Raw genomic sequence first — 19,323 nt, 5'->3', positions numbered from 1 at the left:
GTGGTGGGCCGATGACCAGCACGAACGTGTTCTCGAGCAAGAGCGAGGTCGCGTACGCCGAGATCCGCGACCGCATCCTCTCGGGAGCTCTCCCCCCCGGTTCACGGCTGGCGCAGTACGAGCTCGCCGAGTCCCTGCACATGAGCATCACGCCGCTGCGCGAGGCCATCCGACGGCTCAGCAGCGAAGGCCTGATCGACCTCGACACGCACCGGGACGCGCGCGTCGCACGCATGGACGCCGCCGAGGCCCGCCAGCTGTTCGAGGTGCGCATGTCGCTCGACCCCTCAGCGGTCGAGCTCGCGGCGACCCGTCGTACCGAGGCCGACATCGACGCGATGCGGGCCGCCGTCGAACGACTGTTGCCCGTGACCAGGCAGTGGGGCGAGGAGGCGCTCACCGCGCACCGGGAGTTCCACCAGGCGCTGTACCGGGCGTCCCACAACGACGTCATGGTGCGGCTGCTCGACGACCTGTGGGACAAGTCGGACCGCTACCGGCGCATCGGCCTCGTGTTGCCGCCGGGCGACGAGCCGCGCACCCGCGACCTCGACGAACATCGTCAGATGATGGACCTCGTCATCCGTGGTGACGGCGAGGGTGCGGCCGAGCTGATGCGCAACCACATCCGGCTGAGCCTCACGGCGTCGGCGATCGAGGTGCTCGAAGCACGCTGAGGGATCGGCGTCCGGCCGGCAGCCACTCACCGCCGAGGTTCAGGAAAGCCACTTTCCTGCCCTGTGCGGGCCTGAAAGTGGCTTTCCTGAACTCGAGGCCGGCGCTCAGCCCGCCGGGGGTGCTGCCGGGATGCCGTTCGCCGGGGGAGCCGCCGTCTCGCCGGTGGCTTCCGTGATGGGGGCGTCGCCGTTGTCCGTCACGAGAACGGGGGTCAGGCTCTCCGTGGTGCCGCCCGTGATCCGGGCGACCTCCACCCCGGAGACGCCGGCGTGCCGGTCGGCCGAGTACCGGAACGGCGCCACCCACGGGCCCTGGAACTGCGCGCCCGACCGCTCGACGGCCGCCACGATGCCCTCGCGCGTGGGGTCGGCACCGGCCGCCTGCAGCGCCTGCACGAACGTGTACGCCTGGGACATGCCGTAGATGCGGTAGTTGGTCAGCTCGCCGTCGCCGCCGTGCTCGTCCCACACCCGCTGGAACAGCTGGATCCACGGGTCGTCCGGCGCATCGACGCCGGGCAGGTACTCGGTGGTGATCACGCCGTCGAGCAGCCCGGCGTCGGTGACGGCGCCCTCGGAGAAGCGGGCCAGCAGGGAGCCGACGAGCCCCGGGTCGGAGCCGACGTTCGAGTAGATCCACTGCGGCTTGTAGTTCAGGCGCAGCGACTGGAGCTGTGAGAGCGCCGTGTACGACGGCACGTTGAAGCCGATCACGAGGTCGGCGCCTGCCGCCTGCAGCGCCGCGATCTGCGGGGCCACGTCGGTGTTGCCGGGCGTGTACCGCTCCGCCGCCACGATCTGCTTGTCGAGGAAGCGGCGGGCGCCGAGCTCGCCGTCGCGGCCGAAGTCGTCGTCCTGGAGGAACAGGCCGACCTTCGCCTGCGGGAAGTTCTGCGCCACGTACTGCCCGACGATCTTCCCCTCGATCTCGTAGTCGGGCTGCCAGCCGAAGGTCTGCGGGTTCTTGGCCGGCTGGTCCCACAGCAGGGAGCCGGAGGAGACGAACAGGTCCGGCACACCCTCGCTGTTGAGGTAGTCGAGCACGGCCGAGTGGGTGGGGGTGCCCAGGCCGCCCAGCAGCGCGAACACCTGGTCCTGCAGGACGAGCTCGTTGACCACCTGGCTGGTCTGCGTCGGGTTGTAGGCGTCGTCGCGGAAGATGTAGTCGATCGTCCGGCCGTTGATCCCGCCCGCGGCGTTGACGAAGTCGAAGTAGGCCTTCGCGCCGGTCGGGATCTCGCTGTAGCCGGGCGCCGCGACGCCGGTGAGCGGGAAGTGCGCCCCGATCTTCACCGACGTGTCGGTGATGCCGACGGCGGGGGCGGCATCGGCCCCGGACCCCCCGTCGGGACGCCCGCCCGCACCGCACGCACTGAGAACCAGCGCCGCCGCGACCGCCGTCGCGGCGAGCACCGAGCGCCTGCTCCTCCTGGTCATCCTGTCCTCCTCGTCGAGGGTCCCCGGCGGTTCGTCCTGCTCCGGTTCCAGTTCTTCTTGATCACGCCCACGGCTCCCGACGGCGCGAGCAGCATCACGAGCACGAGCACCACGCCGTAGACGAACGGCGCGAGCTGCGCGGCCTGCGTCCCGTCCAGCCCGGCACCGATGCCGAGGTTGGTGACGGCAGGCGGCAGGAACACCAGCAGCGCGCTGCCGAGCAGTGCACCCACGAGGCTGCCGAGGCCGCCGACGACCACTGCGGTGAGCAACCCGAGCGAGAGCACGATCGTGAACCCGCTGGGCGCGGCCAGCCGCACGACGATGCCGAGCACCGAGCCCGCCAGCCCCGCGCAGACCGCGCTGACCACGAACGCGAGCACCCGCACCCGGCCCAGCCGGATCCCGGCCAGCTCCGCGGCGACCTCGTCGTCGCGCACGGCCCGCCAGACCCGGCCGATGCGCCCGGCCATCAGGTTGGCCAGCAGCAGGAGCACCACCAGCAGCGTCCCCCAGCCGAGATAGGCGAGGTACTTGGCGGTGGGCGTCTCGTTGGCGGAGAGGAAGTAGACGGCGTCGGCGAACCAGTCGGGCACGTCGGGCGAGGCGACCGGGAGCCCCTGTTCCCCGCCGAGGGTGTGGTCGAAGTAGATCGCCAGGCCCGGCACCGCGACGGCCAGCGCGAGCGTGGCGCCCGCCAGGTAGGGCCCGTGCAGCCGGGCGGCTGCCGCCCCGACCACGGCTCCCACCAGCGCGGTGACGGCGGCCGCGATGACCATGACCAACAGCAGCGGGAGGCCGGTGCCGTCGTCCCCGAGCAGCAGCCCGGTGGTGTAGGCGCCCACGGCCATCAGCGCGCCGTGGCCGAGCGAGATCTGCCCGTTGAGACCCGTGAGCACGGTGAGCCCCGCCGCGGCGATCGCGTAGTAGGACATGGTGGCGAACTGCGAGTTGCGGAACGGGCTGGTCAGCTCCAGCACGAGCACCACGGCCACGAGCGCGAGGAGCACCACCAGCGCGTGCCTGCCGAAGGTGGAGCGCGGCAGCCTGCGGCGTATCGCATCCAGGGGCCCGGGCCTCGCAGCCCCGGTCGCGACGGGGGAGGACGCCTGCGCGGCGGCAGGCTCGTCGGTCTGCTGGGACATCAGACCCTCCGCGCCGCGGTGCGGGCGAACAGGCCCTGCGGCCGCACCAGCAGCACCGCCACCAGGATCGCGAGCGCGGCCAGCGCCACCAGTTCGCTGCCGAGGTAGCCGCTGACGTAGGACAGCAGCAGCCCGATCGTCAGCCCGCCGACCACCGCACCGGCCGGCGAGTCGAGACCGCCGAGCACGGCGGCGACGAACCCGTAGACGATCACGGCGTCCATGTAGGCGGGGAACACCAGGCTGCCGCCCGCGATCAGCAGGCCGGAGAGCGACCCGACACCCGCGGCCAGCGCCCAGCCGAGTGTGAGCATCCGCCCGACGGGCACGCCGAGCAGCCGCGACACCTCCTGGCTGAACGCGGCGGCCCGCATCTTCAGGCCGAGGTCGGTGAAGCGGAAGAGCGCGACGAGGGCGAGCATCACCACCACGACGGCGACGATGATGTAGATGCTGTTCGGGGTGAACGCGATGTTGACCCCGCCCACCGTGAACCCGCGCAGGTCGAACGGCGCCGGGAACGACCGGAACGTGGACCCGAACAGGATCGCGGCCAGCGCCTGCAGCGCCACGAACAGCCCGAGCGTCACGATCACGGCGTTGAGCTCAGGACCCCCCTCCACCGGGCGGATCACCAGCCGCTCGATCACCGCACCCAGCACCAGCCCGGCGACCAGCGCGACGACGAGACCGACCCAGTACGACTGGCCGCCCTCGATCACGGTGAGCGCCAGGTAGGTGGTGAACATGGCCATGGCGCCCTGTGCGAAGTTGACGACCCGGGTGGAGCGCCAGATCAGCACCAGGGCCAGCGCGAAGGCGGCGTAGACGGCTCCCTGACCGAGACCGGTCAGCGTGACGTTGAGGAACTGCTGCACTGCTCTCCTCTCCTGCTCAGAAGCCGAGGTAGGCGTGACGAAGACCGTCGTCCGCGGCGAGCGCGGCGGCGTTGTCGCGGGCCACCACGTGCCCCAGGTTGAGCACGACGCCGATGTCGGCGATCGAGAGGGCGCTGCGCGCGTTCTGCTCGACGAGCAGCACGGTGACCCCGTCGCTGTCGACGAGGTCGCGCAACATCCCGAAGATCTGCGCGACGATCCGGGGCGCCAGACCCAGCGACGGTTCGTCGAGCAGCAGGACGTCCGGACCGGACAGCAGGGCGCGGCCGATCACGAGCATCTGCCGTTCGCCGCCCGAGAGCACGTGCGCGTCGTGGCGGCGGCGCTGCGCCAGCGGCGGGAACATCTCGTACACCTGGGCCAGCCCGCGCTCGGTGCGCCGGCGGGACGCGCCGAGCATCGCGCCCAGGCGCAGGTTCTCCTCCACCGTGAGCTCGGTGATCACCCCGCGGCCCTCGGGGACGTGCGCGATCCCGGCGCGCGCGATGGCCTCGGCGGGGGCGTGGGTGAGGTCGGTGCCGTCGAGGAGAACCTGTCCCGCTGCGGGCCGGACCAGGCCGGAGATCGTGCGCAGCAACGTCGACTTGCCTGCCCCGTTGGCGCCGAGCACGGCGGTGACCTGGCCCCGCTCCGCGGTGATGTCGACGGAGTCGAGCGCCGTGACCGGGCCGTAGGCCGTGGTGAGACCGGAGATCTCCAACGTGCCGGCACTCATGAGTGGGTGGCCTCCTCGCCCAGGTAGGCGTCGATCACCGCGGGGTCGTCGCGGACCTCGTCGGGGGTGCCGTCGGCCACGACCTTGCCGAAGTCGAGCACCGTGATCCGGTCGCAGACCGCCATCACCAGGTCCATGTGGTGCTCGACCAGCACCACCGACATGCGGTCGGTCAAGGTCCGGATCAGCTCTCCCAGTTCGGTCATCTCGTCGTTGCCCAGCCCGCTCGCGGGCTCGTCGAGCAGCAGGAGGTCGGGTTCTCCTGCGAGCGCGCGGGCCAGCGCGACCCGTTTCTGCACCGGGTAGGGGAGGCTGCCGGGCAACCGGCCGGCGTAGCCGTCGGCGCCGAGTTCGGTGAGGGCGGCCATCGCGCGCTCGCGCAGCGCCCGCTCGTCGCGGTCGGATCGGGCCAGCGCGAACAGGGTGGAGGCGAAGCCCGCGCGGCGGTGCCGGTCGGCGCCGACCATCACGTTCTCCACCACGGTGAGCCCGCGGAAGAGCCCGACTCCCTGCAGGGTGCGGGCGATGCCCATCCCCGCGAGCCGGTGCGGACGCAGGTCGCGCACCGGTTGCCCGTGGCGCAGCACGGTGCCCGTGTCGGGGCGGACGAAGCCGCAGCAGACGTTGAACAGGGTGGTCTTGCCCGCACCGTTCGGCCCGATCACGCCGTGCACCTGGCCGCCGCCGACGGCGAACGACACGTCGTCCAGCGCGACGAGGCCACCGAACCGGACCCCGATCCCGCTGACGGCGAAGACGGTCGAGGCGTCCGGGGACGCCGTCGGCCCGGTGGGCGATGTCGACAGTGACATGTGGGGCGTCTCCCGGGGTGCGGGCGGCGGTGACCCCGATCACCGGGGGTGGCCCCACTTTGGGCGCAGCGCCCAGCGCGCACCATGTGCGCGGCGCCCAGGATCGTGGCCACGGGACTGGGCAGAGCGCCCGAATGGGTGGACGGCGCTGTGCGGGCTGCTGCACAGTGCCGGAATGCTGCCCACCCGGCAGGGCGCCGGCGAGAGCCGCCCCGGTACCGGAACCCGCCCCGGCACCGGGGGACGGCCGCTGCCGCCCGAGTCCGCCGACGCCCTGCGGGTGCTCGGCGGCGTCCTGATGGACGAGGTCGACGGGCTGGCCGACCGGCTGACGGTGATGGTGCTGCAACGCGAGCCGACCTACGCCGAGCTGGACATGGTGGAGGAGCTGCGCGGTGCCTGCCGGGCCAACATGGAGCGCGGGGTGCAGACGCTCGCCGAGCAGGTGCCGGGCGGGGTGGACCCCGAGGACACCTCGCGGCAGACCGGGAGGCGCCGGGCCCGTCAGGGCGTGCCGCTCGAGGTGGTGCTGCGCGCCTACCGGCTGGGCGGGCGCGTCATGTGGGAAGCCCTGCTGACCACCTCCCGCGGCCGGTTCTCCGGGCGGTACGACACCGCGCTGCTGGACGCCGCGAGCTACGTCTGGCGCGTCAACGACCGCAGTGCCACCGCGCTCGTCGAGGCCTACCGGCTGGAGGAGCTTCGGCTGCAGAGCCACGACCTGAGCAGGCGCCACGCCGTGCTCGACGGTCTCATCGAGGGCCGCGGGGGCGACCCGACGTTCCTGCGGGACGCGGCCACGGTGCTCGGACTGCCCGAGCGCGGCCCGATGCTGTGCGTGGTGACGCCGGTGGAGCCGTCGGGGGAGGACTCGCTGCGGTCGCCGCAGGAGGCGCTGGCGCCGCTGGGGATCGTCTCGTCCTGGTTCCTGCGGCCGCGCGACGAGGTCGGGGTGGTGGCGCTCGGCTCCCGGCCGCCCGAAGTGGTGGTCGACGCGCTGCGCCCGTGCGTGGCGGGCCGGGTGGGCGTCTCCCCCGTGGTGGACGGGCTGGGCGCGATCGACGCGGGGTACCGGATGGCGCACACGGCCGCCCGCACGCTGGTGGGACCGGGCCTGGCGGTGCTCGACGAGCGACTCCCCGAAGCACTGCTGGTGGACAGCCCGGAGCTGGTGCCACGGGTGGTGCGCACCGCGCTCGGCGGCCTGCTCGATCTGCCCCCGGCCGACCGCGACACGCTGCTGGAGACGCTGCAGCAGCTACTGGCGAACGGCGGCTCCCCGACCCATGCCGCTGCGGCGCTGTTCTGCCACCGCAACACGGTGATCTACCGGGTGCGCCGGATCGAGGCGGCCACCGGCCGCTCCATCGCCGACCCGCGGGACCGGCTGCTGCTCACTCTCGGCGTACTGGCCGCGCAGGCAGGCGGCCTCCCCTGAAGCCCCACCCCGTTGCAGCAAAGCCACTTTCACGCAACGACGTTGCATGAAAGTGGCTTTGCTGCAATCTCGGGGGGCCTAGGCGCCGAGTTCGCGTTCCAGGGGGGTGCGGAAGCGGGGGGTGACCCGGACGTCGCCGATCCGGGCCGCGAGCCGCTCGGCCGTGGCGTGGACGGCCGTGGTCGCCTCGCTACCGATGTCCTCCAGCAGCCGCAGCGCGACCGTCCCGTCGCCGCGTTGCGCCCAGCCGCCCACGATCCGGCCGTCGCTCCAGATCGTCGGACCGATGTTGCCGCTGCGGTCGAACAGAGCCGCCTTGTGGAGGCCGAGGTACCAGCCGCGGTCCTGCCAGCCCATCGCCGTCGGGTCCAGTCCGGGCAGCAGCGCCACCCACGGCTCGGGCTGCGCGACGGGCTCGACGTCGTCGGGCAGCACCACGCCCGGGATGCCGTCGAGGTCCACCGGGACGGCGCCGACCGCGGTGAGCGCGGCGCGGGTGCGCGCCACGGTCCAGCCCGTCCACCACTTCAGGTCGGCCACCGGGGCGGGGCCGAACGCGGCGAGCCAGCGGCGCGCGAGCTCAGCGCGGGCGGCCGCCGGGTCCAGCTTGGGCATCCCACCCGGCCACCACGCCGAGGTCGGTGACCAGCGGTACTGCGTGGACGTCCACCCGCCGAGCGGGCGGCCGCGGGCGATGTGGCCGTCCGCCGCGAGCACCAGGAGCGCCCGGCTCGTCATGTTCTGCGGGGTGTCGTCGGGGGGCACGACGATCCGGGTGCGCAGCCTCGGCTCGTCGGCCACCAGTTCCACCGCGGTGGCCTCGCCCCGCGCGACCAGCGCCCGCAACGCCGACGCCTCGACGTCGGCGAGCCACGCCGCCGGGTCCTCGGCCACCCCGGCGCGCTCGATGTGCTGCACCAGCTTGCGGCGTTGCACCGCGGCCACGTCGAGCGTGCACGCGGCCTGCAGGACCGGTGCGACGTCCAGCGCCGTCACCCACACCGTGCGCCGCATCGACAGCATCCGCACCAGCGCGCGCTCGTCGTGCAGGGCCCGCTCGACCGTGGGAACGCCGGCGTCGGACCGGGCGAGCACCGCCAGCACGACGGACGCGGGGTCCGTGGCGTGCAGCGCGACGAGTGCGTCGGCCACAGCCACCACCCCGGCCACCGAGTCCGGGGCGGCGTGGCCGCGCGCGAGGCGATGGCGCCGCCCGAGCCGGGCCCGCCGCTGCGCCGTGTCGATCATCGGGGTGCCTGCCACGCGACGATGATGACGTACGCCGGAAAGCTGCTGAATCGGGCCGGATTCCGGAGTGGCGCCGGGCGCGCAACCGCTGCTTATGACGTGAGCTCTTCCTTCAGGAGTGTGGCCGGCACGGCCGGCATGGAGAGGAAAGATGAGTGGGAGGAGTCGAGTTGGTGCACCCGTTCGGCTCGCTGAACCATTGCTTCCTGGGTGAACGGAGGATTGCATTGTCGGCCGTGTATGTGATGTACGTGCGGGGCATGGTGTGCCAGGCTGCCGCGGAGACCTCGTAGGTGGGGTAGGCGTGGTGACGGGATGTGCGCGGTGCTCATCGTCGGTCGAGAACAGTAGTCCGACGGCTGGGGAGCGGAGACTGTGGGGTTTGATTCTGTCGATAATCTATCTCGGAAGGGTGGCCACCGCAAGCGCCGAATACTCTGGGAATCGGGCGTTTACTCGCTTTTGCCGTGAGTTGTAGTGAGTGCGACTATCGCGGCCGGAACCGTCAACCCGCGATCGTGGTGCGTTCCAGTGCGTGCTCCACCAGGGCGATGATCGTCGCGAGGCACGAGCCGTCGCTGCGGGCGTCCATCCGCACGACCGGCACGTCGGGCGCCAGGGCGAGCGCCTCGCGCACGGTCTCCGCGGAGAAGCCCGTGGTGCCGGGGAAGTCGTTCAACGCCACGACGAACGGCAGTTGCCGGTTCTCGCAGTAGTCGACGGCAGGGAAGCAGTCCTCGATCCGGCGCAGGTCGACGAGCACGACGGCGCCGACGGAGCCGCGGGCGAGTTCGTCCCACATGAACCAGAAGCGGTCCTGCCCCGGTGTGCCGAACAGGTAGAGGATCAGCGCGTCGTCGACGGTGATCCGGCCGAAGTCCATCGCGACCGTGGTGGTGGTCTTGCCCGGGACCGCCGCGATGTCGTCGACCCCCACCGACGCCGCGGTCAGCGGCTCCTCGGTCAGCAGCGGCGGGATCTCCGACAGGGCGCGCACGAGCGTGGTCTTGCCCACCCCGAAGCCACCGGCCACGACGACCTTCAGCGGGATCAGCCCGTTGTCATCGTGCACGGAGACCCGCCAGCAACCGGTCCAGCACCTCCGCGGCGGGGCGTCCACCGACGCCTGCCGGTGCCGGGGCGTGCACCACGAGGAAGCCGGAGTCGGCCAGGTCGCTCACGAGCACCCGGGCCACCCCGACCGGGACGCGCAGTGCCGCCCCGACCTCCATGAGCGACACCGGCCGCACGGCCAGCTCGATGATCATCCGATGCTCTTTCTGCAGGTCACCGGCCCACCGGTCGGTCGCGAGGACGAGGGACTCGACCGGCAGGTCGCGTCCCGAGGACCGGGTACGGCCGCCGGTCACGGCGTACACGGGAACGACCCGGTCGTCGTGTCGCCCCGAGTCGGTATGCCGTGTCGGCTCGTCCGGGATCACTGCGGGGGAGCTCCGGCGTCGGCCCTGGCCGCCGGGGTCAGCGCGTGCCCGACCCGGGAGGCCAGCATGGTCATCTCGTAGCCGACCATCCCCATGTCGCAGCGCCGCCCGGCGTGCACGGCGAGGGTGGCGCCATGGCTGATCGCCGTGACGAACAGGTAGCCGTCGTCCATCTCGAGGATCGTCTGCGTGACCGGGCCGGCGTGCAGCAGGTGAGCCGTTCCCTTGGCCAGGCTGACCAGCCCGGACGCCGCAGCGGAGAGCTGGTCGGCCAGGCCCTCGTCCATTCCCGGTGAGGTGGCGAGCCGCAGGCCGTCGCCCGAGACGACGAGTGCCCGCACGACGCCCGGTGTCTCCCGCGCGAACTCCACGAGCAGCCAGTCGAGCGACCTGTCGGTCACGACCGCCCCCCGCTCTCGGTGGCGGCGAGCGCGGCGAGCCGGCTGGCCTGGTAGCGCGACAGGGCCCCCACGGCCTCGGCGCTGCGCTCGGGGACGGCCGTGTCGCGTTCGGGTTCGAGGGGGTGGCGCAGCTCCGGCGCGAGGCTGGCCTGCGGGACGCGCCGACGCAGGACGCGCTCACCGGGGTTGGGGTCCTGCGCTCCCCGGGGTGCCGGGATCGGGCCGGGTGGATCGGCGCGAAGTGGGCCGGCAGGCGGGGCAGGGCGTGGGGCAGGCGGTGCAGGCCGGGCGGGCGGCGCCCCCGGGGGCGGGGACGGGGTCGGGCGGGAGGGCGGCGGGGTGGGGACGGGCGGTGGCTTCGGGACGGGCGCCGCCGGCCGGGGAGTGGGGCTGCCCGGGGGCGGGGGCGGCGCCGGGATCGGTGCTGCGGGTTGCGCGGCTCGGGTGGCTGGCGGTGGGGTGGGGGCCGGCGCCGCAGGCTGCGGGTCGGGAATGGTCCACGCCGCGTACAGGCCCGGAGCTATCACGTGGGTCGCCACTGCCGGGCGCGGTGCCGGGACGGTGACGGCCAGCAGTGCGGGCTCCGTCCTGGCCTCGGCGTTCTCGTCCCACCAGCCTTCCCAGGTTCCCCCGCGTCCGACGGGCCCGGGTTCGGCCGGCAGCGGCGGCGGGGCGACCACCGGGACGAGCCGGGGCGACTCCATCACCCCGGCGGGCAGCGCGATCACTGCGGTGACACCCGACCCGGGGCTGGCGGTGAGCGACACGCGGATGCGGTGCCGCGCGGCGAGCCGGGCGACGACGTGGAACCCCAGGCGCTGGGCGACCGAGAGGTCGACCTCGGGCGGGTCGGCGAGCAGCCCGTTCGCCGACGCCAGCTCGTCCCGGGGCATCCCGACACCCCAGTCCTCCACCGTGACCAGCTGACCGCCGCGCCCGCCCCGGTCGGGACAGGTGCGGATGGTGACCACCGTGTCGGGAGGGGAGTACCGCACGGCGTTCTCGGTGAGCTCTGCGATCAGGTGCGTCAGGTCGGTGACGGTCTGCCCGGACACCGACGGCAGTTCGTCGACGACCAGCACGACGCGGTCGAGGTGCTCGGTCTCCGCGACCGCCGCCCGCAGCACGTCGCGCAGCGGCACGGGCTCGCTCCACGTGCGGGACGGTTTCTCGCCCGAGAGCACCAGCAGGCTCTCGGCGTTGCGCCGGACCCGGGTGGCGAGGTGGTCGAGCTTGAACAGCTCGGCCAGCGCGTCGGGGTCACGCTCGGACTCCTCGAGCTGGTTGAGGATGTCGAGCTGCCGGTAGAGCATGCTCTGGTTGCGCCGCACGAGGTTCACCAGCAGGTCGGAGGTGAACTGGCGGCGTCCGATCTCCGCGTTCGCGAGCCGGCGGGACAGGATGTCCTTCTCCCGCTGTGACTCCTCCGTGATCCGCCAGAACAACATCATTCCCGCGCACGCGAACAGAACGGCGATGCCGTGGATCGCCGACCAGAGCCACGGATTTCCCTGCCCGGCCGGGTGGTTGAAGATCAGGTTCTGGTGCCAGCCGGAGCCGATCCCGTGGCTGATCACCGTGAAGACGATGTTGAAAAGGAAAGGCGCCCAGTCCTGGTAGAGGGCGATGAACCCGATGATGATGAAGAAATGGAAGTGGGCCTCGATGGCGCCCCCGGAGAGCCCTACCAGCGCGGCCGAGGAGTAGACGAGACCCGCTGTCGCCAGCACCGACGCCGTCCGCCGTCGCTGCCGTAGCCAGGAACCGAGCAGCAGGCAGGCCAGTGGCGTGACCAGCACGTACAGCACCGTGAGCGGACGATGTCCGAGGAGCACGCCGAACAGTGCGAGGCCCGGGACGTGCGCGGCGAGCACTACCAGCAGGAGCCGGTGGCGGCGTTGCCAGTCCCGTTCGCCGATGTTGTGACCGCGGGGGAGCGTATCGAGGACTGATCTCCACATCGTGCGTTGCACCGTTTCTGAGACCTCGTCACTGGGGAGTCGCCCGGGGGAGCCGGCGGACGAGCGGGGAGGCTACAACGATCTGACGCCATGTGAGCAACCGCTCACGGAATGCAGGCGAAATTGCACGCGGCCGGCCCATCGTTCGCACCCTGGATGCAGTAGTGCGGCTAGGGGGAACGGGGGAGATGTGAACCCCCGGCCGGGTCGGTCAGCTCCAGATGGTGACGTACACCGGTGGCCGGAACCGCGACGGTGGCACGCCCGCACCGGGGGAGCGCAGCAGCTTCATCGCCTCGGGGGTGCCGAGGAAGTGCCGCAGGGACGCGGCGGCGACCGAACGCCGGTCGACGGGTGGCGTGGTGGCATGCCAGCACAGCTCCATCGGAGTGCCCGGCACGTCCATGACCTGCAGTTCGCGTCGGCGCAACTGGTGAACGGCGAGGTGCGCGATCCCCGGGGCGACGCCTGCCCCGCGCGCCGCGGCGTCCCACGCCGCGGTCTGGTTGGGGAAGACGCTGAGGCGCGACTCGGGGACGCCGAGCCCGCGCAGCAACCTGCTCACGTCGCTGCCCGGATCGGTGGCACCGGGCTCGACCAGCCACTGCCAGGTGGCGGGCGCTCCGCGCAGCCGCGCGTCCGGTGCCGCGAGCACCACGAGCCGGCACCGGAAGATCGGTTCACTGACCAGCCCGAGGCTGCGGTCGGTGCCGAGGTAGGGGCCGAGTGCCACGTCCGCGAGCCGCTGAGAGACCAGCACCGCCATCTCCGCGGTGGCCGACACCCCGGCCGACACCTCGATCGAGCCGGCCGAGCGGGCGGTGAACGCGTCGGCCAGCGGGCCTGCGACGAACTCGACGATCGCACTGGGCGCGACCAGCCGCAGCTGCTCCGCCGCGCCCTGCGCCGACCGCACCGCCGACTCGGCCTCGGCGCCGAGCGACACCATCTGCGCGGCGATGGTCAGCAGCCTGCTCCCGCCCGCGGTCATCGCCATCCCGCCGCCGCTGCGCGTGAGCAGGGGGTCGTCGAGGTACTTGCGCAGCGCGGCGAGTGCCTGGGACACCGCCGGCTCGCTCACCCCGAGCGCGTTGGCGGCGGCCTTCACCGACCCGAGCCGGGCGACCAGCACGAAGGCGCTCAGCTGCGTCAACGTCATGGCCTGATTGTGACCCCGCACACGCCTAAGCAAAGGGTTATTCGCCGATTGCCCCTCGTCTGCAGGTCCAGCACCATGACCAGCCGACTAGCCTGGTGTCTTCCCGCAGTGCCGCGAGGGGGGTTCGGACATGACCCACGACCATCACGACGCGCCCGAGGGCGGGGCGCTCCCGGTACTGCGCGGGATCTGGAACGCGCAGCGCCAGAGCGGGGCCGACATCGAGGCGCCCAGCACCACCAAGGTCTGCAAGAACATGAAGAACATCGGCTTCGGCGGTATCGCCGAGGGCGGCGCCGACGCCGACTCCACTGCCGGTCCGGTCGGCGACGAGCTGCGCAGCGCGTGGCGCGACCGGCTCGCCCGCGAGGGCAAGCTCGCTCCCGGCGCCACGAGCGTGCGCGACCTCGTCATGAAGCCGTCGGGGCAGCAGAAACCCTGACCCAGCGCACCCGCCCGCTGACAACACCAGCCTGCTCGCATCTCGGCAGCCGGAGGACCCAGACGTGAGCCCACCCACCAGCGTCGCCGAGCTGACCGAGACGCTGCGCCGGGGTGACTACCTCGCCGACCGGGGCCTCTCCACGGCGGTGTTCGTCGCGCTCTCGCTGCGGCGCCCGCTCCTGCTGGAGGGCGAGCCGGGGGTGGGCAAGACGGAGATCGCCAAGGTACTGGCCACCGTGCTCGGCCGGGAGCTGATCCGCCTGCAGTGCTACGAGGGCATCGACACCAACCAGGCGCTCTACGAGTGGGACTACGCCCGGCAGCTGCTCCACATCCGGGCCATGTCGGAGCGCGCCACCGGGGGGGAGAACGAGGACGCGGCTGTCGACAAGCTGTTCGGCCCGCGGTTCCTGCTGGAACGGCCGCTGCTGCAGGCGGTCCGGTCCGGTGACCGCGCCGTGCTCCTGATCGACGAGATCGACCGCGCCGACGACGAGTTCGAAGCGTTCCTGCTGGAGATGCTCTCCGACTTCCAGATCACCATCCCCGAGGTGGGCACGATCGCGGCAGCGGCGCCGCCGCTCGTGGTGCTCACCTCCAACCGCACCCGCGAGCTGCACGACGCCCTGAAGCGCCGGTGCATGTACCACTGGATCGACTACCCGACGCTGGAGCGGGAGGTCGAGATCGTCATGGTCCGCCGGCCGGGCGTGGGCCAGGAGCTCGCTCGCAAGGTCGTCGCCGCGGTGCACCGCCTGCGTGAGCTCGACCTCGCCAAGCCGCCCGGCGTCGCGGAGACGATCGACTGGGTGCGCACGCTGGACTTCCTCGGCGAGATCACGCTCACCGCCGACGCGGCCGACCTCACCCTCGGCTCGGTGCTCAAGGAGCGCGAGGACATGGAGCTCGCCCGCGAGAGCCTCGGCGAGATCGCCTCACACGGGTGAGTGCACGCCCATGACCGGTGACCGTGAGCTCGTGCGGGTGCTCGTCGCCTTCGGCCGCGCCCTGCGCGCCCACGGGATCGCGGTGGGCTCCGGCGACATCTCCACCTACTGCGCGGCGATGGGGCCGCTCGACCCCACCGACCTGGTCGATCTCTACTGGGCCGGCCGTACCTCGCTGATCAGCCGCAGGGAGGACATCGCAGGCTACGACGAGGTCTTCCGCGAGTTCTTCCTCGGCGAGCGCAACCCCGTCGAGGAGCTCCTCCAGCTCACGGCGCGGTCCACCGCGGAGGCCGAGGCGGTGCTGCAGGTCCCTGCTGTGGACCCGCCCGGATCCGAGCAGGAGGAGGACGAAGCCCTGATGGGGCTCGTGGCGTCGAACGTCGAGACGCTGCGGCACAAGTCGTTCGCCGCCTGCACTCCCGACGAGCTCGCCGCGCTGCGGCGGATCATGGAGCAGGTGCGGCTCACGCCACCGCGGCGCCGTACCCGTCGCACGCGCCCGTCGTCGCGGGGTCGTCGTCCCGACCTGCGCCGGACCGTCCGGGAGTCGTTACGGATGCACGGGGAGCCGGTCCACCTCCGGTGGCAGCGGCGGCAGGTCAAGCTCCGGCCGCTGGTGCTCATCCTCGACGTCTCCGGTTCGATGGCCGACTACTCGCGCGCGCTCCTGCAGTTCGCCCACTCGGCACGGCGCGCGGCGCAGCGGGTCGAGGTGTTCTGCTTCGGCACCCGGCTGACCAGGATCACCGTGCCGTTGCAGAGACGCAGCCCCGACCAGGCGTTGGCGGCGGCCGCCGAACTGGTCGTCGACTGGGAGGGCGGCACCCGCATCGGCGACTCGCTCGACGAGTTCGTGCGGGGCTGGGGCCGGCGCGGTGTGTGCCGCGGGGGAGTGGTCGTGATCTGCTCCGACGGGCTGGACCGCGGCGCTCCCGACACGCTGGCCACCGCCATGGAACGGCTCGGCAGGCTGTGCCACCACATCGTCTGGATGAACCCGCACAAGGGCGACGATGCGGGCTACCGGCCGCAGACGGTCGGCATGATGGTCGCCGAGCCGCACATCGACGTCCTGTTGTCCGGGCACGACCTGAGCAGCCTCGCCGAGCTCGCGGTGCTGCTCCCGAAGCTGGCGCGGTGAGAGGGGAAGAGCGGACATGGTCAGGTGGAGCGTCGGCATCGAAGCCGAGGGCGACCGCGTGATGGAGCTCGAGGAGGTCGTCGAACTGGCCGATGCGGTCGCCCCGAGCGGGGGCATCGCCACCGGGATCGGCACCACTCGCTACGGCGCACAGCTCGTGGTGCTCGCCGACACCCGCGACGAGGCCGTCGAGAAGGGCCGCGCCGAGTTCGCGGCGGCGGTGGCCAAGGCGGGGCTGCCGGGCTACCCGGTGGTCCGGGTGGAGGCGGTGAGCGAGGACGAGGGCAGGGAGTTCGACCCGGACCTGGACGCTGCGGGCGGATGATCCGCCTCGGCTCCCTCGCGGGATACGCGTTCTCCGGGCCCCGCGTGCTGGGCGGCTGGACGCCGCCCGCCCGGCCGGGGGTCTACGCCATCCTCTACAAGCCCGATCCCGAGACGAAGCCCGAGAAGTACGCGGTGATCTACGTGGGGCACGCCGACGACCTCGCGGCGGAGGGCTTCCCGTTCCGGCACCGGCGGTCCCACTGCTGGACGCAGCGGGCCGGTTCGAAGTGGAAGGTGCACATCGCGTTCCTGGAGGTGCCCGGTGGCAACCGTTCCCACCGGGAGATGATCACCAACGAGTTGGTGGCGGTGTACCACCCGTTCTGCAACGAGCAGCAGTACGACAACTCCTGGCGCGACGAATGGATCGGCGAGTACTCCGACGCCCCCAACACGGCCCCGCTGCCCCCGCACCGAACCGGCCCGGGTGATCCTGCTTAGGACGACAGAAGGCCCCAAGGCCTGCCGGTAACGTTCGTGGGCCGGTCGACGAGACTTCGTGCACTGCGCCTTTGGTAGCTCATCACGCGTTGGGAAAGGTCGAGCGGGTACGCGCGAGAAGTGCCGAATCGCCCCTTCTTGCGGCGCCGGCGCGCCGACCGCAGTGGACGGGAGACGGCCATGGACGTAGCACGCGCCCCGACGCCTCCACCGCGAAGCGTGCGGGTTCCGCGGGCGGTTCTCGCCCTCCTCTGCCTCGTCGGAATGTGCACATCCTGCATGTCCCCGATCGCCTCCTCGCCGTCCTCGTCGCCAGGTTCGACGGATGTCGCGAGTGCCGGACCGCACCCACCGTCCTCGGCCGACCCGGCCGCCGCCGAGATGGTGATGAAGGTCGTCAATGACACGATGGAGAACGACCATCTGAAAGCGGTGATCGTCCGAGTCACGGTCGACGGCAAGGAGATCCTCACCCAGGCCACCGGCGAATCCGTGACAGGTGTACCCGCGGCCACGAATATGCACTTCCGCAACGGCGCGGTGGCCATCTCCTACGTCTCCACGCTGTTGCTGCAACTCGTCGACGAGAAGACGGTGACCCTCGACGACAAGGTGTCGACGTGGCTACCCGAGATCCCGTACACCGACAGGGTGACGTTGGGGCAGCTGGCCCAGATGACCTCGGGTTACGTCGACTACGTGAGCACTCCCGAGCTGACCGACGAGCAGTACGCGAACCCGTTCCGGAGCGTCACCCCGCAAGAGCTCATCGCGATCAGCACGAAACACCCGCTCCTCTACGAGCCCGGAACGAACTGGAACTACTCGCACACGAACTACGTCATCCTCGGGCTGGCCCTGGAGAAGATCACCGGGAAGAACATGTCCGCGCTGATGCAGGAGAAGGTGCTGGGCCCTCTCGGGCTGAACAACACCACCGACCCGGGAACACCGGCGGTCACCCAGCCTGCGTTGCACTCCTTCACCTCCGAGCGCCGGCAGACCCTCAAGATTCCCACCGGCACCCCCTTCTACGAGGAATCGACCTTCTGGAACCCGTCGTGGACCATCACCCACGGCGCCATCCAGACCACGAACATCCGTGATCTGCATACCACCGCTATCGCCATCGGAACCGGACAGCTCCTGTCGCCCGAGTCCTACCAGAAGATGGTGACGAAGGATCTCATCGGCAGGACGACGACGCTGGACGGATGCACCACCTGCCTCCCCCAGTTCGCCGGCTACACCTACGGGCTCGGAATCGTCTCGTCCGGTAACTGGCTGATGCAGAACCCCCTTTTCAGCGGAGAAGCCGGAGCATTCGCCTACCTCCCCTCCCGGAAGGTCGCCATCGCCGTGGCCGTGACCTTCGACGAGGCCGCTTTCGACCCGGTCACCGGTGCGTACAGCAACTCCGGCGATCTTCTGTGGCGGAGGATCGGAGCGGCGCTGGTTCCCGACGACGCCCCACCGATGCCGGCCGGCGGGTGACGGCGCACGAACCGACCGCCTCGCCGTCGTTCCGGCCGGCTCAGAACGGTGGCTCCTCGTCATTGAGAGCTGTGGCCTTCTTCTGGGGGCGGGGTTCGGTGAGTGGTGGTGGGTCGACGCGGTAGGTGTGGCCGCTGGGTGTGGTCCAGAGGATCGACCCGTCGGGGTACTGGCTGACGCTCCAGCCCGGCATGGCTTTGAGTCGGTGGTGGGGCCGGCATTTAGGGCCCAGATTGGCCGCCGATGTCGGGCCCTCCCCGGCGATGGGGTCGAAGGGCACGTTGTGGTCGAGGTCGCACCGGTCTGCGGGCACGCGGCAGCCCGGTCCTTGGCAGTACTGGTGGCGAGCGGTGACGTGGTCGGTGAGGTGGGGTGGGGGTCGGTAGCGGGTGGTGCCGTAGTCGAGCAGGGCGCCGGTGAGGGGGTCGGTGACCAGCCGTCGCCAGGTGCTGTTGGGGTCGGCGGCCAACTCGCGGGCGGTCTGGGCGGGGATGGGGCCGTAGCCGGCGAGTTCGCCGGGTTCGTCGGAGGTGCCGCGGAGGGTGTCGAGGGGGACGGTGACCCGGATGTGGACCGAGACCGTGTTGGTGACGGTGGGGATACCACCCTGGGGCGCGACCCCGGGTAGCCGGTCGGACCCGGGTACGGCTGGTCCGGTCCCTGCCGGGGGACTGGTGGCATCAGGCTCGGTTGCGGCCACCAGTCGACCGGCGCTCCGGGTGTCACCGTTCCCGGTGCCGGCACTGCCGGTGCCGGTGCCGGTGGTTGTCGACCGAGGGGCGGCGGCAGAGGTGCCGGCTTCCGGGTGAGTCTGAGTAGTGGTGGCCGAGGAAGCGGGGGCCGGGGGACTACTGGCGGCCTGCTGTCCGGCGGTGCTGCAGAACCCGGTCTCGCGCAGCACCAGATCCACCAGCGCATCCGCCCGCCGGGCCGCCATCGGCCGCTCATCGGCACTGCCGCAGCCGCGGGCGTGCTGATCGAGCACCGCGAACACCCCGACCGCCTCCGCCGCCGGCAACGTGGCCGACAGCGTGGCCATCCCATCGCGCTCGGGGTAGAGCACCACGGCCGGTCCCGCCGCTTGCGCTCCCGCCGCCGCGCGGCCGCCTCACTGTCGGCGCGCAGCACCGCCCGCCGCAGCGCGGCCCGCAACTGACCGGTGGTCTGCTGCGGCGCCCGCGCCAGCACCTTC

19 protein-coding genes and 1 pseudogene are annotated in these 19,323 nt (G+C 71.8%); 8 read left to right on the top strand and 12 right to left on the bottom strand.

Features of this window, described 5'->3' with window-relative positions; all coding sequences use genetic code 11:
- Window positions 1-11 precede the first annotated feature (11 nt).
- Entirely contained in the window at window positions 12-677 is a 666-nt protein-coding gene (locus tag AC5L35_RS00100; RefSeq protein ID WP_495057413.1) for a GntR family transcriptional regulator, read from the top strand.
- A 105-nt stretch (window positions 678-782) separates the two neighbouring features.
- On the opposite strand, the gene AC5L35_RS00095 is transcribed toward AC5L35_RS00100, so the two are convergent.
- The 5 genes from AC5L35_RS00095 to AC5L35_RS00075 are packed head-to-tail and all read right to left on the bottom strand — an operon-like array spanning window position 783 to window position 5,685.
- On the bottom strand, window positions 783-2,114 hold the full coding sequence (locus tag AC5L35_RS00095) for an ABC transporter substrate-binding protein (RefSeq protein WP_495057412.1): 1,332 nt from the start codon (window positions 2,112-2,114) through the stop codon (window positions 783-785).
- Entirely contained in the window at window positions 2,111-3,259 is a 1,149-nt protein-coding gene (locus AC5L35_RS00090) for a branched-chain amino acid ABC transporter permease (protein WP_495057411.1), read from the bottom strand. Before AC5L35_RS00090 ends, AC5L35_RS00095 begins: the two co-directional genes overlap by 4 nt.
- Complete coding sequence (locus AC5L35_RS00085) at window positions 3,259-4,137, bottom strand: branched-chain amino acid ABC transporter permease (protein WP_169399654.1); 879 nt, start codon at window positions 4,135-4,137, stop codon at window positions 3,259-3,261. The genes AC5L35_RS00090 and AC5L35_RS00085 overlap by 1 nt, the downstream gene beginning before the upstream one ends.
- A 16-nt stretch (window positions 4,138-4,153) precedes the next feature.
- Window positions 4,154-4,873 (bottom strand): ABC transporter ATP-binding protein, encoded by a 720-nt coding sequence (locus AC5L35_RS00080; protein WP_495057410.1) that lies wholly within the window; start codon window positions 4,871-4,873, stop codon window positions 4,154-4,156.
- The gene (locus AC5L35_RS00075) at window positions 4,870-5,685 is read right to left on the bottom strand and encodes an ABC transporter ATP-binding protein (RefSeq protein WP_495057409.1); all 816 of its coding nucleotides are present in this window, start codon (window positions 5,683-5,685) and stop codon (window positions 4,870-4,872) included. The genes AC5L35_RS00080 and AC5L35_RS00075 overlap by 4 nt, the downstream gene beginning before the upstream one ends.
- Window positions 5,686-5,860: 175 nt before the next feature.
- Here AC5L35_RS00075 and AC5L35_RS00070 point away from each other — a divergent pair, with 175 nt between their 5' ends.
- A complete protein-coding gene (locus AC5L35_RS00070; protein ID WP_495057408.1) occupies window positions 5,861-7,123 on the top strand; it encodes a PucR family transcriptional regulator in 1,263 nt (420 codons plus the stop codon).
- Window positions 7,124-7,201: 78 nt separating this feature from the next.
- On the opposite strand, the gene AC5L35_RS00065 is transcribed toward AC5L35_RS00070, so the two are convergent.
- The 6 genes from AC5L35_RS00065 to AC5L35_RS00040 form a co-directional block, all read right to left on the bottom strand.
- The gene (locus AC5L35_RS00065; RefSeq protein WP_495058052.1) at window positions 7,202-8,371 is read right to left on the bottom strand and encodes a winged helix DNA-binding domain-containing protein; all 1,170 of its coding nucleotides are present in this window, start codon (window positions 8,369-8,371) and stop codon (window positions 7,202-7,204) included.
- Window positions 8,372-8,876: 505 nt separating this feature from the next.
- Entirely contained in the window at window positions 8,877-9,443 is a 567-nt protein-coding gene (locus tag AC5L35_RS00060; protein ID WP_495057407.1) for a GTP-binding protein, read from the bottom strand.
- Window positions 9,433-9,741, bottom strand: a complete 309-nt coding sequence (locus AC5L35_RS00055; protein WP_495057406.1) for a DUF742 domain-containing protein — start codon at window positions 9,739-9,741, stop codon at window positions 9,433-9,435. Before AC5L35_RS00055 ends, AC5L35_RS00060 begins: the two co-directional genes overlap by 11 nt.
- Window positions 9,742-9,809: 68 nt before the next feature.
- Complete coding sequence (locus AC5L35_RS00050; protein ID WP_495057405.1) at window positions 9,810-10,214, bottom strand: roadblock/LC7 domain-containing protein; 405 nt, start codon at window positions 10,212-10,214, stop codon at window positions 9,810-9,812.
- A complete protein-coding gene (locus AC5L35_RS00045) occupies window positions 10,211-12,175 on the bottom strand; it encodes a sensor histidine kinase (protein ID WP_495057404.1) in 1,965 nt (654 codons plus the stop codon). The genes AC5L35_RS00050 and AC5L35_RS00045 overlap by 4 nt, the downstream gene beginning before the upstream one ends.
- 211 nt (window positions 12,176-12,386) lie before the next feature.
- On the bottom strand, window positions 12,387-13,334 hold the full coding sequence (locus AC5L35_RS00040) for a LysR family transcriptional regulator (RefSeq protein ID WP_495057403.1): 948 nt from the start codon (window positions 13,332-13,334) through the stop codon (window positions 12,387-12,389).
- Window positions 13,335-13,464: 130 nt separating this feature from the next.
- On the opposite strand from AC5L35_RS00040, the gene AC5L35_RS00035 reads away from it, so the two are divergent.
- The 6 genes from AC5L35_RS00035 to AC5L35_RS00010 all read left to right on the top strand — a co-directional run bounded on the left by AC5L35_RS00035 (window position 13,465) and on the right by AC5L35_RS00010 (window position 18,131).
- A complete protein-coding gene (locus AC5L35_RS00035; RefSeq protein WP_495057402.1) occupies window positions 13,465-13,776 on the top strand; it encodes a hypothetical protein in 312 nt (103 codons plus the stop codon).
- A 64-nt stretch (window positions 13,777-13,840) separates the two neighbouring features.
- Window positions 13,841-14,725, top strand: coding sequence for an AAA family ATPase (locus tag AC5L35_RS00030; RefSeq protein WP_495057401.1), 885 nt, complete (start codon window positions 13,841-13,843; stop codon window positions 14,723-14,725).
- A gap of 10 nt (window positions 14,726-14,735) precedes the next feature.
- Window positions 14,736-15,869, top strand: coding sequence for a vWA domain-containing protein (locus AC5L35_RS00025; protein ID WP_495057400.1), 1,134 nt, complete (start codon window positions 14,736-14,738; stop codon window positions 15,867-15,869).
- A 16-nt stretch (window positions 15,870-15,885) separates the two neighbouring features.
- Window positions 15,886-16,194 (top strand): hypothetical protein, encoded by a 309-nt coding sequence (locus AC5L35_RS00020; RefSeq protein WP_495057399.1) that lies wholly within the window; start codon window positions 15,886-15,888, stop codon window positions 16,192-16,194.
- A complete protein-coding gene (locus AC5L35_RS00015) occupies window positions 16,191-16,637 on the top strand; it encodes a GIY-YIG nuclease family protein (protein ID WP_495057398.1) in 447 nt (148 codons plus the stop codon). The genes AC5L35_RS00020 and AC5L35_RS00015 overlap by 4 nt, the downstream gene beginning before the upstream one ends.
- A 279-nt stretch (window positions 16,638-16,916) precedes the next feature.
- Window positions 16,917-18,131: a serine hydrolase domain-containing protein gene (locus AC5L35_RS00010; protein WP_495057397.1), complete on the top strand. Its 1,215-nt coding sequence runs from the start codon at window positions 16,917-16,919 to the stop codon at window positions 18,129-18,131.
- A gap of 40 nt (window positions 18,132-18,171) precedes the next feature.
- Here AC5L35_RS00010 and AC5L35_RS00005 read toward each other — a convergent pair.
- Window positions 18,172-19,209, bottom strand: a pseudogene (locus tag AC5L35_RS00005) (HNH endonuclease signature motif containing protein); the annotation flags it as partial.
- Between the last annotated feature and the right edge of the window lie 114 nt (window positions 19,210-19,323).

This window comes from Pseudonocardia sp. OZ21, from assembly GCF_059359135.1.
This window is presented reverse-complemented; position numbering and strand designations above follow the sequence as displayed.